This is a genomic window from Streptosporangium brasiliense (genome assembly GCF_030811595.1).
Classification (GTDB): domain Bacteria; phylum Actinomycetota; class Actinomycetes; order Streptosporangiales; family Streptosporangiaceae; genus Streptosporangium; species Streptosporangium brasiliense.
Genome location: NZ_JAUSRB010000002.1, coordinates 3,620,590 through 3,636,993, shown reverse-complemented (window position 1 = coordinate 3,636,993; position 16,404 = coordinate 3,620,590). Strand labels below are relative to the sequence as shown.

12 protein-coding genes and 1 tRNA gene are annotated in these 16,404 nt (G+C 72.9%); 10 read left to right on the top strand and 3 right to left on the bottom strand.

Going from position 1 to position 16,404, the window contains the following annotated elements; genetic code table 11:
• The first annotated feature begins 453 nt into the window (after positions 1-453).
• Positions 454-3,513 carry a glycosyltransferase gene (locus J2S55_RS25390; protein ID WP_306865698.1) on the top strand — a complete coding sequence of 1,020 codons (3,060 nt, stop codon included), beginning with the start codon at positions 454-456 and terminating at the stop codon, positions 3,511-3,513.
• Positions 3,510-3,947, top strand: a complete 438-nt coding sequence (locus J2S55_RS25385; RefSeq protein ID WP_306865696.1) for a hypothetical protein — start codon at positions 3,510-3,512, stop codon at positions 3,945-3,947. The genes J2S55_RS25390 and J2S55_RS25385 overlap by 4 nt, the downstream gene beginning before the upstream one ends.
• Before the next feature lie 64 nt (positions 3,948-4,011).
• Here the strand turns inward: J2S55_RS25385 and J2S55_RS25380 are convergent, their stop codons facing one another.
• Both J2S55_RS25380 and pdxR read right to left on the bottom strand, forming a co-directional pair.
• Positions 4,012-5,043: a phosphotransferase family protein gene (locus tag J2S55_RS25380; RefSeq protein WP_306865694.1), complete on the bottom strand. Its 1,032-nt coding sequence runs from the start codon at positions 5,041-5,043 to the stop codon at positions 4,012-4,014.
• Positions 5,040-6,521 (bottom strand): MocR-like pyridoxine biosynthesis transcription factor PdxR, encoded by a 1,482-nt coding sequence (gene pdxR, locus J2S55_RS25375; RefSeq protein ID WP_306865692.1) that lies wholly within the window; start codon positions 6,519-6,521, stop codon positions 5,040-5,042. The genes J2S55_RS25380 and pdxR overlap by 4 nt, the downstream gene beginning before the upstream one ends.
• A gap of 67 nt (positions 6,522-6,588) precedes the next feature.
• On the opposite strand from pdxR, the gene J2S55_RS25370 reads away from it, so the two are divergent.
• The 8 genes from J2S55_RS25370 to J2S55_RS25335 all read left to right on the top strand — a co-directional run bounded on the left by J2S55_RS25370 (position 6,589) and on the right by J2S55_RS25335 (position 14,929).
• On the top strand, positions 6,589-7,233 hold the full coding sequence (locus J2S55_RS25370; protein WP_306865690.1) for a pyridoxamine 5'-phosphate oxidase family protein: 645 nt from the start codon (positions 6,589-6,591) through the stop codon (positions 7,231-7,233).
• Between the two features lie 76 nt (positions 7,234-7,309).
• Positions 7,310-9,244 carry a serine/threonine-protein kinase gene (locus J2S55_RS25365; protein WP_306865688.1) on the top strand — a complete coding sequence of 645 codons (1,935 nt, stop codon included), beginning with the start codon at positions 7,310-7,312 and terminating at the stop codon, positions 9,242-9,244.
• Positions 9,245-9,357: 113 nt separating this feature from the next.
• Entirely contained in the window at positions 9,358-11,121 is a 1,764-nt protein-coding gene (locus J2S55_RS25360) for a serine/threonine protein kinase (protein WP_306865686.1), read from the top strand.
• Positions 11,122-11,141: 20 nt separating this feature from the next.
• On the top strand, positions 11,142-12,527 hold the full coding sequence (locus tag J2S55_RS25355; protein ID WP_306865684.1) for a protein kinase family protein: 1,386 nt from the start codon (positions 11,142-11,144) through the stop codon (positions 12,525-12,527).
• A 58-nt stretch (positions 12,528-12,585) separates the two neighbouring features.
• Positions 12,586-13,746: a DUF2510 domain-containing protein gene (locus tag J2S55_RS25350; protein WP_306865682.1), complete on the top strand. Its 1,161-nt coding sequence runs from the start codon at positions 12,586-12,588 to the stop codon at positions 13,744-13,746.
• 22 nt (positions 13,747-13,768) lie between these two features.
• Positions 13,769-14,371, top strand: coding sequence for an oligoribonuclease (gene orn / locus J2S55_RS25345; RefSeq protein ID WP_306865680.1), 603 nt, complete (start codon positions 13,769-13,771; stop codon positions 14,369-14,371).
• A gap of 73 nt (positions 14,372-14,444) precedes the next feature.
• Positions 14,445-14,520 (top strand) — tRNA-His (locus J2S55_RS25340).
• Positions 14,521-14,674: 154 nt separating this feature from the next.
• A complete protein-coding gene (locus J2S55_RS25335; protein WP_306865679.1) occupies positions 14,675-14,929 on the top strand; it encodes a helix-turn-helix domain-containing protein in 255 nt (84 codons plus the stop codon).
• A 149-nt stretch (positions 14,930-15,078) separates the two neighbouring features.
• On the opposite strand, the gene lat is transcribed toward J2S55_RS25335, so the two are convergent.
• A complete protein-coding gene (gene lat / locus J2S55_RS25330; protein WP_306865677.1) occupies positions 15,079-16,380 on the bottom strand; it encodes an L-lysine 6-transaminase in 1,302 nt (433 codons plus the stop codon).
• Positions 16,381-16,404: the final 24 nt, after the last annotated feature.

The window sequence follows — 16,404 nt, the reverse complement described above, 5'->3', positions numbered from 1 at the left end:
ATCCAGGCCGTGGCCCTGTCAGGCAGGGGGCGGAGAAGAATCCCGCGGAGTAAAGTCAGGGCCAGGCATTCGCATCGACCGGCTCAGGAAAGGGTGCGCGTGGAGGGCAGGGAGGCCGGAGAGGTAATCGACGATTCGACCACCCGCCCGATGAGAAGACCGGCCCCTGGCCGGATCCCACCCCCCGAAGACGGCCCGGCCCCACCCCCCGCCCCGGTCCCACCCCTCGGAGACGGATCAACCCCCGGATCACCCCCCGAAGACGGATCGACCCCCACCCCGGTCCCGTCGCCCCCCACCCCGATCCCGCCCCCCGGAGACGGATCAACCCCCGCCCCGGTCCCGCTCTCGGAAGACCCCGCCCCGGTCCCGCTCTCGGAAGGCGGCCGTCCGGCGAGGAGCTCCGAGCGCTCGGCGGGGACCGGAGACCCGGCCGACGGCGAGCCGACCACGGTGATCGCGGCTCTCGCCGAGCTCCGGGCTGCCGGCCACTCCGCCGAGTCCGGGCAGCCCGACGTCTCCGAGAACACCCGGGATCTCCGCGCACCGGAGAGAGCCGGAGCACGGGCGGAGGCCGACGGCTCCCCGCCCCAGCCCGACGACACGCTCACCCAACCCGACGGCTCCCCGCCCCAGTCCGACGACACCCAGCCCGGCGGCACGGTGACCGGGCCGCGGCCCGCCGAGGACATCTCGGCCGTCATCACCTGGCGCGTCCCGGCCCGCGACGAGGAGCCGCACGCCACCGAGGGCACCACCGGCCCGTCCCTGTCGGCCGTCATCGTCAGCGACTCCCCCGGCGCGGGGCCCCGCCTGTCCTCCCTCGTCACGGCGTTACGCGCCCAGCGGCCGGCTCCGGAGGAGATCGTGCTGGCCGTCGACCACTGTCCCGAGCTGGCCGCCTGGGCCGAGGCCACGCTCGACGGCGTCGTGGTCGTGCACAGCGAGGAGGCCGTCGGCCCGGCTGGAGCACGCAACCTGGGGCTGGCGAGCGCGCGAGGAGACGTGGTCGCCTTCCTCGGCGACGACTCCTTCCCCGCGCCCGGCTGGTCGGAGTCGCTGCGGGCCGCCTACGCCGACGACCGCGTCATCGGGGTGCGCGGCAGAGTCGCGGTGGGCTGGAGCACGGGGAAGCCCGACTGGTACCCCGCCGAGCTGGCGTGGGTGCTGGGGGTGCCGTGCACCGGCTCGCCCGCCGAGGCGGCCCCGATCGACGACCTGTACGGCGGCGCCCTGTCCTTCCGCCGCGAGGCGCTGGCCGAGGCGGGCGGCTTCCGGGAGACGGACGGCTCGGCCGAGAGGGGTGAGCGCCGGCCCGGCGACGCCGCGGCCGGACCACCGGGCGGGACCGCGATCGAGCTGCGCTCCCGGCTGCGGGAGCTGCGACCGGGCGCGGAGCTGCTCCACCAGCCCTCGGCGGTCGTGCGGCTGAACGTGCCGGCACACCGGGCCCGGCTGTCCTACTTCCTGGCCCGGTGCGCGGCCGAGGGCCGGTCGCAGGCCGGCGTCCGGCGGCGGACCGAGGGGCGGGAAGGGCTGAGAGCCCATCTGGCCCCGGTCAGGAGGGCGCTGCCCAGGGCGGTCTTCCGCGCCGTCACCTTCACCGGGCCTGCCGACGTCAAGGGCTGGAAGGCCCTGCTGGTCATGCTCCTGGGCCTGGCCGCGACCGGCCTCGGCTACGCGGCCGGACGGCTGCGCACGACGCGGACCGACGGGACCGCCCGGCGGGCGAGCCTCTGGACGCGCCTGTTCGCCCGTACGGCGCTGCCGGCCGCCGTCGTGCTCTGGGGATTCTCGCTCCGCCGGGTCGACCTCGACCGGATGACCGACCTGGGGCTGCTCACCGTGCTGCCCGCCACGTTCTGGGGGGCGATCGTGGTCCTGGTCGCCGGGTTCGTCACCCTGCTCGGCGACCGGCGGGCCCTCGAACTCTGGCACGCGGGATACGCGCTCGCGCTGATCGCCGTGCTGCACGCGACACCCGCCCTGCTCTATCCGTCACTGCGCTACTCGTGGGCCTGGAAGCACGTCTCGGTCATCGACTACCTGATCCGGCACGGCGCGACCGACCCGGAGACAGGGCCGCTGTCGGCCTATCACCAGTGGCCCGGATTCTTCTCCTTCTTCTCCCTGATGACGGAGGCGGCCGGGCTGGACGACGCGCTGGGCATCGCCGTCTGGGGGCCGGCGGCCTTCAACGCCGCGCTGCTGCTGCCGCTGCTGCTGCTCTTCCGGACGGTGACGCGCAACCGCCAGCTGGTCTGGGGCGCGGTGTGGGTCTACTTCTCCTGCTCCTGGGTCGGACAGGACTACTTCTCCCCCCAGGCCACCACCCTGGTCCTGTATCTCACCGTGCTCGCGGTCGTGGTCAGGCGCTTCCGGCGAGGGCCGATCAAGGCGGGCGGCGATCCGCGGGGACTGACCGCGGATCCACCGCCCGTCACCGGCACCTCCACCCGCCTGCTCTGGACGTGCGTACTGTCCGTCCCGATCATCGCGATCGCCTCGTCCCACCAGCTCACGCCGCTGGTGCTGACGGTCGGTCTGGTCGCCCTGTTCCTGCTGCGGCGGCACCGCAATCTGGGCATCCTGCTCGTCACCGGCCTGACCGTGGCGGCGTGGGACGCGGTGGCCGCCTGGCAGCTCCTGGAGAGCAGGTTCAGCGACATCATCGATTCGCTCGGCGACGCCGGCGGCAACCTGGACGACGGGTTCATCACTCTCGGCTCGGCGGCCCCTGGGCAGGTGATCGTCGCCTACGCCGACCGCGCCCTCTCCGGCGGGGTGTGGCTGCTGGCCGTCGCCGGCGCCCTCGCGCGCCGCGGCTGGCTCAGGCGTTCGGGCCTGCCACTGCTCATGATCGGGCTGAGCCCGCTGCTGTTCCTCGCCGCGGGGAGTTACGGCGGCGAGATCATCTTCCGCGTCTACCTGTTCACGCTGCCGCTGACGGCGTTCCTGGCCGCGGCGCTGTTGCTGCCCTCCCGCCGGGCCTGGTCCCGCGCGCTGGTCCTGACCCCGGTCCTGCTGCTCATGGTCGCGGGCTTCTTCTTCGGCAACTACGGCAAGGAGCAGTCGAACTACTTCACCGCCGACGAGGTCCGGCTGGTCCGGGAGGTCCACCGGGTGGCGCCGCCCGGCTCGCTGATCGTGGCGCCCACGTTCTTCCTCCCCGGGGCCTACGACTACTACGAGCGGTACGAGCACACCTGGCTGGATGAGCTGCCGCCGTCGCGCACCGCCGTACGGGGCCTGCCGGAGCATGTCCCCACCCTGCCGGAGTTGGTCGGCGATCCGCTGCCGTCACTGGTCGGCCTCATGTCGAAGGTGCCGCCGGGGGCCAAGTCGTATCTGGTGCTCAACCGCGTGCAGAAGAGCGCCACCGAGACCGCGGGAATCTTCCCCCGGGGGACGGTCGACCGGCTGGGCCGGGAGGTCGCCGCGTCGGACCGCTTCAGGGTGCTGATCCGCAACTCCGGCGGCGTCGTCTACGAACTCGTCCCGAGGAAGCCATGAGCCTCTTACGCCTGCTGCTGCTCGCCGCCTCCGGGTGGCTCGTCCTCCTCGTGACAGAGGTCCCGGGCGCCGGGCCGGTGCGGGTCGCCGTCTCGGTGGTCTACCTGCTCACCTGCCCGGGCGCCGCCGTGCTGGCCCTGTTCCGCCCCCTGCTCGGCCGCCGCGACCACGCGGGAGACGCCCTGGAGAGCATGGCGCTCACGGTGGCCCTCAGCGTCTCGACCGGCGTGATCGTGAGTGAGGCGTTCTTCCTGAGCGGCAGGTTCACGATGCCCGCCGCGGTGACGGCACTGGCCGGCGTCACCTCGGCCGCGGCCCTGGGCGCGCTGTTCACCACATGGCTCGCCACACGGCTCACCGCACGGCGTGCCCGGCGCGACCGCATCGAGTATCGCGCCGGGCAGGGCCCGGCCCGCTCACCGGACGCCGCCTAGATGACTGGATGACCGGTCAAGGGGACCCGCGGGCGCCGCACCGGGACCTCCCCGGGGCCGGGTCCTAGCGTCCGTCGAGTGCCCGGTGGGCCCGGGCGATCAGGGTGGGCACGGAGGCGCCGATGTGCTCGAAGCCCTCGCCGACGGTCTTGCCCTGCATGAACCGGGCGTGGATGCCCTCCACGATGACCGCCAGCTTGAAGTTTCCGAACGCCACGTAGAAGTCCAGGTCGGACAGGTCCGTCCCGGACGCCCGCGCGTAGTGCTCGGCGAACTCCTTGGTGTCGAGGAAACCCGGGGTGAGCGTGATGTCGCCGGCCAGCGGGATGGAGGAGCGCTCGGTGTCCCCCGGGTCCTGCCAGTAGGTCAGGGTGAGGCCGAGGTCGGCGATCGGGTCTCCCAGGGTCGACATCTCCCAGTCGACCACCGCCCTGATCTCGGGGCCGGCCTCCGGCGCGAGCCGTACCAGCGTGTTGTCGAGGCGGTAGTCCCCGTGCACGAGGGCGGCCGGGGAGCTGCCGGGGAGGCGCCGGCGCAGGCGTTCGGCGAGCCGGTCGTACTCGGGGAGCTCACGGGTCTTCGAGCGCGTCCACTGCTGGCCCCACCGTTCGAGCTGGCGGGCCAGGTAGCCGTCGGGACGGCCGAAGTCGCCCAGGCCGACCGCGCCGTAGTCCACGGCGTGGATGGCCGCGAGAACCTCGGCGAGCCGCTCCGACAGCGCCCTGGCCTGGGCGGGCGACAGCCGCGCCTCGTCACGGCTGCGGACGGCCTCGCCTTCGACGTGCCCCATCAGGTAGAAGGGCGCTCCGATCACGTCCTCGTCGGCGCAGAGCGCGACCGGCTCGGGCACCGGCACCTCCGTCTCCGCCAGCGCCGAGATGACCCGCCACTCCCTGCGCATGTCGTGGGCGGTGGGCAGCACGTGGCCGAGCGGGGGGCGGCGCAGCACCAGGGGCCGGGCCTGTGTCTCGACCCGGTAGGTCAGGTTGGACCTGCCGCCGGAGATGAGTGAGACGCCGGTGGGCTCCCCCACCTCGGCGACGTTGGCGGCCATCCAGGCGACCAGGTGGGGCCAGTTGATACCAGGCGTGCTCATAGCCCACCATTAGAACGCCATTCGGCTCCGTCCGCCAGCCAGGGCCCGAGCAGTTCGGCGATCACCGCGACCCCCCGCCTGACGTCGGCCAGCGAGGCGGAGCCGTACCCGAGCACCAGCCCGTGCCTGTGCACATCGCCGTGATGGTGGCGGACGGCCGTCGAGTCCAGCAGCACGCCGCGCTCCGCGGCCTCCTTCAGCAGGGACGGGACGACCGCGGCCGGCAGCTCCACCATGACGTGCAGTCCCGCGGTGTCACCGGTGACCAGGGAACCGAGGACGTCCACGACGGCGGCGCGGCGGCGGGCGTACTCCAGCCGCATGCGGCGCAGGTGGCGGTCCAGGTCGCCCCGTTCCAGCATGATCGCCACCGCCTGCTGGGCCGGGCCGCTGGTGCGGTCGCCCAGATTTTCACGGGTCCTGGCGACGGCGGCGAGCAGGTCCGGCTCGGCGACCAGCCAGCCGACGCCGATGTCGGGGGCGAGGGACTTGGAGAGCGTGCCGAGCAGGACCACCCGCTCCGGGTCGAGACCGTGCAGCGCGGGCAGCGGGGCGACGTCGTAGCGGAACTCCGCGTCGTAGTCGTCCTCCACGATGATCGCGCCGGTACGGCGGGCCCAGGCGAGGAGGCGTTCCCTGCGCGGGACGGGCAGGCGTCCCCCGAGGGGGTACTGGTGGGCCGGGGTGGTGTAGAGGACGCGCAGGTCGTCGGGGAGCCCCTCGACGACGACACCGTCCTCGTCGACCGGGCAGGGCACGATCTCGGCGCCCCGCGCGGCGAAGACGTTCCTGGCGACGCGGTAGCCGGGGTCCTCGACGCCCGCCCGGGCGCCGGCGCGCACCAGCGTGGCGGCCACGAGGTCGAGGCCGTTGCCGGTGCCCCGGGTGACCATGATGTTCTCCGGTCCGACGGCGATCGCCCGGGTCCTGCGCAGATGCTCGGCCAGGGCCCGGCGGAGCCTGGGCAGGCCGTAGGGGTCGGGGCTGTCCCCCGGCGGCAGGTCGGCCGCCCTCCGCCAGGCCCTGCGCCAGGCCGCCTCGTCGTAGTCACGGACCCAGGGCCGGCCGGGCCGTAGGTCGATCACCTGCCCGCCGTGCCCGCGCGCGGCCGCCGGGAGCGGCACGGCCGGGGCGCCGGACGGCGCGGGGCCGTCACCGTCCCCGGCGCGGGCCTCCTGGGCGCCGGGGCTGCGCCGGGGGGCGGCCGGCGTGTGGATGACCAGGTCCGCCACGTAGGTGCCGGAGCCGTGCCGGCCGTCGAGCCACCCCTCGGCGTAGAGCTGCTGGTATGCCTCGGTGACGACGGTGCGGCTGATGGACAGCTGGCGGGCCAGGGCACGGGTGGAGGGCAGGCGCTCGCCGGACTTGAGGGTGCCCTCGCGCATGGCGGTGCGGAGCCGGTCGCCGAGCTGGACGGTGAGGGCTACGGAAGCCTGACGGTCCACCGAGACGGGCAGGTCAACAGGGGTACGCGGCAAAGTGGTCTCCCAGAAGCGGCAAGAAGTGGACATGTTCTCGATATCCACTTCTCCCTAGATTAGAGCCATGCTCTCTACGACTCCCCGCACCGCCCTCGGCCGTTCGAAGGATCGGGCCCGGACCGACCGCGATGACCTGTACGCGGTGCTGGACGCTGGACTGGTCTGCCACCTGGGCGTCGTGGTCGGCGGCTCCCCGATGGTCGTCCCCACCGGCTACGGCCGGATCGACGACACCCTCTACCTGCACGGATCGACCGGCTCCAGCTCCCTGCGCGGCACCGGCGAGGTCTGCGTCACGGTGACCCACCTGGACGGCATCGTGCTGGCCCGCTCGGTCTTCCACCACTCGGTCAACTACCGCTCCGCCATGATCTACGGCCGCCCCCGCCTCGTCGAGGACGACGAGGAGCGCCTGGCCGGCCTGCGCGCGATCACCGAGCAGCTCGCCCCCGGCCAGTGGGACGTCGCGCGCCCGCCGAGCAGGAAGGAGCTCGCCGCGACCGCCGTGCTCGCCCTCTCCCTGGCCGAGGCGTCGGTGAAGGTGCGGCAGGGGCCGCCGGTCGACGACGAGGAGGACTACGCGCTGCCCGTCTGGGCCGGGGTCCTGCCGCTCCACTCGTCGTGGGGCGCCCCCGAGACCGACCCGGCGATGATCGTGGATGTGGACGTTCCCACGCACATCGCCTCCCGAACCATATCCATTCGGTAAGCCTTTCCCGGCAAACCGGGCCCGCCGGACGCACGTCTCACAGGGAGGACCTTCACCCGGAACGCTGGAGGCCGCGATGACGGTCAGTGGATGGCACCTGCCCGGCTACACCGAGCTGCGAGAGCTCGGCGCGGGCGGCGGTGGCCGGGTGATGCTCGCCCGGCACGACGAGTCAGGCGTCCAGGTCGCGATCAAATACCTGGCCGAGCGGCTCAGGGCGGATCCGGACTTCCTGGCCCGGTTCCGGGCCGAGGCCAGGCTCCTGGTGGAGCTGGCCGACGCCAACGTGGTCCGGATCTACGAATACGTCGAGGCGGCCCGGGGCGCCGCCATCGTCATGGAGGCCGTCAACGCCGTCTCCCTGCGGGAGATGCTCCGCGAGCACGGCTCCACCGGGCCGGAGGCGGCCCTCGCCGTGCTCAAGGGCTCGCTCATGGGGCTGGCCGCCGCCCATCTGGCCGGTCTGGTGCACCGGGACTACAAGCCGGAGAACGTGCTCGTCCAGGCCGACGGCGCCAGCAAGCTCGTCGACTTCGGCATCGCCGTGCACGCGGGCGAGGTGGACCTCCCGGCGGGCACCCCGCCCTACATGGCGCCCGAGCAGTGGGTGAGCGGCGCCGCCTCCCCCGCCACGGACGTATACGCCGCGACGGCGGTCTTCTTCGAGTGCCTGACCGGCCGCCGGCCGTACCGGGCCATCGACCGGACGGTGCTGATGCACCAGCACCACAGCGCGCCGATCCCGGTGGGAGAGGTCCCGGAGCCGCTCAGGGAGCTGGTGGCCAGGGGGCTGGCCAAGGACCCGACGGACCGGCCGGCCACCGCCGCCGGATTCGTGGCCGAGCTGGAGGCCGTGGCCGTCGCCGCCTACGGCGAGGACTGGGAGGAGCGGGGCAGGGGCCGGCTGGCGGCGCTGGCCCTGCTGCTGCCGCTGCTGTTCCGGCTCCACGCCCCCGATCCGACCGCCGGGACCACGCTCTTCCGCACCGTGCTCGGCACGCTGCGCCGCAGGGCCACGGGGATCGCGGTCGGGGCGGGGCTGGTGGTGGTCGCGGGTGGTGTCGGCGCGTACGTGCTGGCCGGCGGGCGGGCACCGGAGGTCCAGCGGATCGAGATCGCCGCCGCCGAGCCCTCGCCGTCCCCCGAGCCGTCGAGTGAGCCGTCGAGCCCGGCGGCCTTCTCGCCGCCGCCCTCTCCCTCCGCGTCCCCGCCGGCGTCCACCGGGGAGGGTGGGCCCACTTCCGGGCCGTCCACCCCCGGACCCCAGGTCTCCCCGACCGCCACCGGACCGGTGGGGCCGCCGGTCCGGACGCCCAGGCCCACCCCCACAGCCACCAGGACCCCGTCCCCGAGGCCGTCCCGCACCCCGACGCCGACGCCGACGATCACCCCCACCCCCACGCCTACACCCACGATCACCCCCACTCCCACCCCGACCCCGACGATCACCCCCACCCCCGCGCCGCCCAGGCCGGAGGTACGGCGGGTGGACGTGCTGCGGGCCGGCGTCGACGCGCGGGGCGCGGCCGTGGTCACGGTCGCCGTCGACACCGGCAACCGCGGGCAGGTGCGCCTGCGCGTGGCCTTCCGGGTGGGCCGGGCGGTCCAGCGGGCGGTCGTGCCGCTGTCCGGGGCGACGAGCTACACCCGGACGGTCAGGTTCGCCTTCCCGAGGGTGCCCTGCGGGTCCACCTGGAGCGTGACGGCGACGAGCGTCCCGCCGGGCGGCTCCGGCGACGCGAGCGGCCGGACCGCCCCGTGCGCCGAGCCCACGCCCAGCCCGACGCCGACCGCCGAACCACCGCAGACCCCCGAGCCGCCGGACCCGCCGACGCAGACCCCCGGCCCGGCCGGGGAGCCGGAGGAAGGGCCGGGGGAAGGGGCTGGGGAGAGCGCCGGACCGGCCTCCAGGACGGCGCGCACGGCCACCCGGACCGCCCCCGCTCCGGAGACCTCTTCGGCGGGGCCGGCCGGACCGTCCGCCGACCCCGTCCCGCCGGATAACCCCTGATCATTACGGCCGCATGCCGCTGTTTAGTGATTAATGAGCAGAAATTGATGATCTATCGCTAAGCTACGGTCCGTCTTTTATGGGTGGGGGCCCAGACATCTGAGGAGACCGTTATGTACGGCACGCCATCAGCCTGGCGAGTCCCCGGTTATACCGAGATTCGCGAGTTGGGTGCGGGCGCCGCCGGGCGCGTGGTCATGGCACGGCACGACGCCGATGACATCCTGGTAGCGATCAAATACCTGTCCGACGAGCTCAGGAGCGACGTCGGCTTCGTGGCGCGGTTCCGGCACGAGGCACGGGTGCTCAACACCCTGGACAGCCCGCATGCCGTCCGGCTGTACGACTACGTCGAGACCGGCGAGGGCGCGGCCATCGTCATGGAGCTCGTGGACGGCGTCGCCCTGCGCGCGATCCTCCGCTCGGAGGGGCCGACCGGCCCCGAGGCCGCGCTGCTCGTGCTCAAGGGCGCCCTCCTCGGGCTGGCGACCGCGCACACGGCCGGCATCGTGCACCGTGACTTCAAGCCAGAGAACGTGATGGTCGAGACCGACGGCACGAGCAGGCTCGTCGACTTCGGCATCGCGGTCCGCTCCGGTGACGGGGACACCCCCGCGGGCACGCCGCCCTACATGGCCCCCGAACAGTGGGCGGGCGCCCCGGCCGGGCCGTCCACCGACGTCTATGCCGCCACCGTCGTGTTCTTCGAGTGCCTGACGGGCACCCGACCCTTCCGTGCGACGAACATCGCCGCACTGGCCAGGCAGCACCAGAGCACGCCCCCGCCTGTCGAGGAGGTGCCACCGGCCCTGCAGGGGCTGGTGGACCGGGGCCTGGCCAAGCACCCGGCGGACCGGCCGCCGACCGCCACCGCCTTCCTCACCGAGCTGGAGGCGGTCGCCGCCGACGCCTACGGCCCGGACTGGCAGGAGCGCGGCCGCCGCCGCCTCGCCGGGCTCGTCGGGATCATGGCCTCGCTGCTCCCGCTGGAGCTCCAGCGGCCCGAGACCAGCACCTCGCTGGCCGAGACGGAGCTCGGCGGGCGTGAGGCGGACTCCGCCTCCGACAGGACGTCGGTGCTCAGCAAGACCAGCGCCAAGATCCTGATCGGCATCGGGTGCATCGCGGTGATCAGCGGGGTGAGCGCGGTGCTGGTCAACTCCGGTGACAGCGTCCCGGTCCGGGCGCAGAGCTCGGCCGCCACGCAGCCCTCGGACCCCTTCTCGGACCCGGTGGAGTCGGTCATCCCGGCCGATGAGACCGACGAGCCCGACGAGCCCCTGCAGGAGCCGTCGAAGAAACCGTCGCAGGAGCCGTCGGCGACACCCACGCCCACGCCCACGTCGGCGCCGACCGGGAGCCCCGCCGCCGGCCCGCCGTCGGCCACGCCCACCGCGCGGCCCTCGGCGACGCCCACGCCGTCGGCGACCCGGACCAGGAGACCGACCAGGAAGCCGACCAGGTCGCCCTCGCCGACTCCCACGGCAGAGGAGAGCTCCACCCTCGACAGCTCCGGCGACCGTCCGTCCAGGACCCCGTCGGCGAAGCCGACTCCCACGCAGACGGCCGCCCCCACGCAGACGGCCAGGCCCACCCAGACCACCAAGCCGACGCAGACCACCAAGCCGACGCAGAGCGCCACGGCCACCACCTCGACCCAGCCGAGCCCCTCCAACACCTCCACCGACACCGAGCCGACGGGCGGGGGGAGCCCCACCGGCAGCGGGGGGCCGCCGAGCCTGACCTCCTCGCCCACGCCCCCGGTCGAGACGGTCCCCTCGGCCCTTCTCGCCTTCGGCCTGGTGACGAGCGGCGCGGTGCCGTTCACACTGGCGGTGAAGCGGAGGGTGGCCGGCCGGCACCGGAGGCGGCGGTAGATGGCGGGACGGACACGATCATGAATGCCGACCGGAGGGGTCTGGCCGGATTCCGGCTGACCCACCGGACCTGGACCGGCGAGCTGGGGACCTGGTCGTCAGCGGTCGCCGCCGACGGGCGGCCGGGGAGCGCGCTCAGTTTGGATCCGCGGCTGGTCGCCGATCCGGCGGTGCGTGACCGCCTGGTCGCGGCCGTCGTCGCCGACCGCAGGCTGGCCCAGGGCGGCCTGACCGGGCTGGTCCCGGTCGCCGACCTGGTCGCGGCGGAGGGCGAGGTCTGGCTGCTCACCGCGGAGCCGGCCAGCCCGGCGGTGACCGACCTGCTGACCGAGACGTCCGGCGTCCCGCGGCCCGACGCGGGCGCCGCCGCCACCGTCCTGGTGGAGACGGCGCAGACGCTGCTGGCCCTGCACGCCGCCGGGCTCGCCCACGGGGCACTGCACCCCGGCAACGTGGTGATCGCCGCGGACGGGTCCGCGCTGCTCGCCGAACGGGGTCTGGCCGACGCGATATACGGCCGTCCCCCCTCCCCGGAGCGTGACGTCGCGGCCTGGGCCTCGCTCGCCCGGGGACTGGCCGCGAACTGGGCCGCGCCCTCACCGCGGGCGGCCGAGCTGTTCGAGCGGGCGGCGGCGACGGCCTCCACCCACGGGCTCGCCCCGGCCCGCGACGCCGTGCTCGCCGGGCGTGACCTGCTGCCGCCGGGCTTCACCACCCACGACAGGCTGGTGGAGACCCTGCACCGGTGGTCGGCGCACGACGCGCGGACCCGGGGCGGGCAGCCGGTGGCGGCACCGGCCGTTCCGGACGAGGGCGACATCGTCACGCTGCTGCGCACTCCACGGACCGGCGAGAGCCGTACCGAGGATGTGGTCATGCGGTTCGGTCCCGGGGTGCCCGTGGAGACCACGGCCGCGCAGCTCTGGCGGGCCGGCCGGGAGCAGCCGACCGAGCCCCCCTCCGGCAAGCTCCGGGTGCTGGGCGCCCCGGCCAGGCGGCGGCGGCGCCGTGCGGCCCTGTCCTCGGTGGCGCTCGCGCTGATGCTGGTGGCCGCCCTGGCGGCCTGGCTGCTCCGTTCCTCGACGGTCCCGCTGGAGGTGACGGGCCTGGAGGTGGTCGCGCCGAAGAAGACGCAGGGATGCGGCGCGACCGTCAAGATCAAGGGCCTGCTGACCACCAACGGCTCGGCCGGGGAGATCCGCTATGAGTGGAAGCGGAGCGACCGCAAGGAGACGATCGAGCAGACCGACACCGTGGCGTCCGGGAAGACCTCGCACGAGGTGATCCTCCAGTGGGTGGTCAAGGGCGAGGGAAGTTTCAAGGGGACGGCCACTCTCCGGCTGCTCTCCCCGTTGCCCGGAGGCAAGAAGCTCCAGGACAAGGCGGCCTTCACCTTCAGGTGTTGACATATGACCATCAAGGTCAGCAATGCGCGACAAACCGGTTCTTACTACTCTGGCGGCCATGACCACGCAGACCCCCTCCGGCTGGTATCCCGACCCCTACGGTTCACCACAGTTGCGATGGTGGGACGGCAACCAGTGGACTGACGCCACCCACCCGACGGACGCCGCCGGGCAGGCCGCGCACCAGGCACCGCAGAGCGGGCCGTCGCCTCAGCCGGCGGGACCGCCACCGGGGTCCACGGGGCCGTGGAACCAGCCCCCCGCGCAGCAGCAGCCGCAGGGGCCGTGGAACCAACCTCCCGCGCAGCAGCAGCCGCAGGGGCCGTGGAATCAGCCCTCCGCCCAGCCGCAGGGGCCGGGGGCGCCCGAGGCCGGGCAGCCGCGCTGGGACGCCGGGACCACGATGCGGCTGCCCGCCGGGGAGTACGGCCTCCCGGCCGGCACGTCGCCGCGCAAGAGCAGCCCCTGGCCGTGGATCCTGGGCAGCGGCGGAGCGGTGATCGTGCTCATCGGGATCGTGGTCGCCGCCATGTTCCTGGTGAGCCCCGGGCGCAGGCCGGTCGCGAGCGAGCCCAGCCCGGCCCCGACGGTGACGTCGCAGGAGCCGACCTCCGAGCCGACACCCGAGCCGTCGCCTTCGCCGTCGCAGGAGGACCCGGACCGCGCCACCGAGCTGCCCCAGCCACAGGACGGACGCCTCAAGGACCCGGTGACCGGCCTGTCCTACGAGTTCCCCGGCTCACCGTGGGAGGTGCCCGACAGCGTCGGCGGCGGCCCGCTCGGGTTCACGTGGTCCAGCGCGGCCGTGGCCACCTCCCAGGAGAACTACGACGGCCAGGGCAACAACTGGCTCGGCAACATCTTCGCCGGCGAGCTTCCCGACAAGTTCGGCTACGACGGGGTCCAGAGCATGCAGGCGACCGCCGCGACCCTGCTGCACGCGACCGAGGAGACCTTCTACAGCCCCAGCCACCAGCGCAAGATCGTGCAGAACAAGGCCCTCAAGATCGACGGCAAGGACGCCTGGCTGCTCATGTTCGACCTGGACTTCTCCAAGGAGTCGGAGGCCAACGGCTGGAAGTGGAAGAAGGAACGGGGGGCCTTCGTGATCGTGGACCGGGGGGCGGGCGCGCGTCCGGGGCTGGTGTACGTGTCCGCGCCCGACAATCTGGACGTTTCACTGGCCAACCGAGTCGTCGACTCGCTCAAGCTCTCCTGAAGGGAGTACTACCCTGAAGGCTATGAGTGACCTGCTGGTCTGGATCGACTGTGAGATGACCGGGCTCGACCTCGGCCGTGACGCGCTTGTCGAGGTGGCCTGCGTGGTCACCGACGGTGAGCTGAATCAGCTGGACGAGGGCGTCGACGTGGTCATCAAGCCTCCGCCCGAGGCGCTGGAGCAGATGTCGGAGGTGGTCCGGGAGATGCACACCGCCTCCGGGCTGCTCGACGTGCTGGGCGGCGGCGTCACGCTGGCCGAGGCCGAGGCCATGGTGCTCGACTACATCAAGAGCCACATCCCGGATCCGAAGAAGGCGCCGCTGTGCGGCAACTCCATCTCCACCGACCGCTCCTTCATCGCGCGCGACATGCCCGCCGTGGACATGTTCCTGCACTACCGCATGATCGACGTGTCGTCGGTGAAGGAGCTCGCCCGCCGGTGGTACCCACGGGTCTACTTCGCCGCCCCCGAGAAGCAGGGCGGTCACCGGGCTCTGGCCGACATCACCGAGAGCATCCGCGAGCTGCGCTACTACCGCGCGGCGGTCTTCGTGGCCCAGCCCGGCCCCGACTCCCTCACCGCCCGCAAGCTGGCCGAGGGCGTCTCCAGCCCCGTCACCTGAGCACGTGCGGAACGGAGTGCGAAAAGACTCCTGAAAACCGCTACACTTTCCATGTGCTGCTGCGGCGGACATGGTGGGCGTAGCTCAGTTGGCAGAGCGCCAGGTTGTGGTCCTGGATGCCGGGGGTTCAAGTCCCCTCGCTCACCCCAGAGGAACGGCCGGTCCTACAGGACCGGCCGTTCTGTTTTTCTCACTTTCGACTTACCCACCAAAGATGGATATTGCGGGTTATGCTCGCTGCTATCGCTACGCCGTAAGACCGGGGGTTCGGCGACCTGACCGTGTTGCTGCCACGGAGGCCGTATGAGAGTCGACGACGCCCCGTTCGACGCAGAGCCCAGAGTCGAGACGGGCTTGAGCAGGCGCGAGACCGAAGTCATGGAGCTGATCGCCACAGGACGCTCCAACGGGCAGATCGCCCAGCACCTGTTCCTCAGCGAGAAGACCGTGAAGAACCACGTGAACCGGATCTACGCCAAGCTCGGCGCGGACTCCCGGGTGACCGCGATCGGCCTCTGGCTGGGACGGGCCGCCCGCGAGGATCCCCCGCGCCGGTGAGCGGGGCGGACCCCGAGCGGGATCCGGTCCACCGCCGAGGTCCGCGTACGTGTCCGGGTCGATGATGATCTCCCTACGGAGTCCCTGGTCATCCATGACGGGATCACGGGTGCGCCTACGGCCACCGGCCGGAGGCGGGGCCTGCCCGTCTAGGCCGACAGCTGCAGGTCCTGTGAGGCCTCCAGGGCCCGGCCGATGGCGGCCGCCCCCTCCGCCAGTTCCTCGGGGGTGACCGACAGGGCGGGCCGGAGCCGTACCGACCGCTCGCCGCAGGGCAGGACGAGCACGCCCTCCTCACGCCTGAGCCGGGTCACCAGGCGGTCACGCTCGGCCGGATCCAGCAGGTCGAAGGCGCACATGAGGCCACGGCCCCGGGCGTTCTCCACCACCTCCGGGAAGCGGGCCTGGAGCTTCAGCAGCGAGGTGAGGAGGCCGTGGCCGAGCTCTCCGGCCCGCGCGATCAGGTCGTCGCGTTCGACGATCTCCAGTATCCGGCGGGAGCGGACCATGTCGACCAGGCCGCCGCCCCAGGTGGAGTTGATCCGGCCGCTGACCTGGAACACGTTGTCCGGCACCAGGTCGACCCGGCGGCCCGCCATGACCCCGCCGACCTGGATCTTCTTGGCGAAGGCCACGATGTCGGGACGGAGGCCGAGCTGCTGGTGGGCCCAGGGGGTGCCGGTGATCCCGGCGCCGGTCTGCACCTCGTCCATGACGAACAGCGCGTCGTTGTCGTGGCAGAGCTCCTCCATGGCCCGCAGGAACTCGGCCCGCATGTGGTTGTCGCCGCCCTCGCCCTGGATGGGCTCGGCGATGAAGCAGGCGATGTCGTGCGGGTGCCGCTCGAATGCCGCCCGCGCCTGGGCCAGCGCCCGCTCCTCGGCCGCCTCGACGCCGCCGAAGTGGACGGCGGGCACCTCGATGCGGGGCCAGCCGAACGTCGGGAAGCGGTCGGTCTTGACCGGGTCGGTGTTGGTCAGTGAGAGGGTGTAGCCGCTGCGGCCGTGGAAGGCGCGGGTGAGGTGGAGCACCTTGGTGCCGAGTTCCGGGGGGCGGCCGGCTGCCTCGTTGCGCCGGCTCTTCCAGTCGAAGGCGCACTTCAGGGCGTTCTCGACGGCCAGCGCGCCGCCCTCCACGAAGAACAGGTGCGGCAGTTCGGGGTCGCCGAGGACCCGGTTGAAGGTCTCGATGAAGTCGGCGAGGTGGCTGGTGTAGAGGTCGGAGTTGGCGGGCTTGTTCGCGGCGATCCGGCCGAGCAGGGCGAGGAAGTCCGGGTCGTCGTCGAACGGGTTCACACCCAGCGGCGCCGAGGCGAAGAAGGTGTAGAAGTCCAGGTAGCTCCGGCCGGTGCGGGCGTCGACGAGCCGGGATCCCCGGCTCCGTTCGAGGTCCAGCACCAGCCGGTAGCCGTCGACGAGTAGATGACGAGCGAGACGGCCGTGCACGTCCATGTCCCCTCCACAGTGAGTCGGACA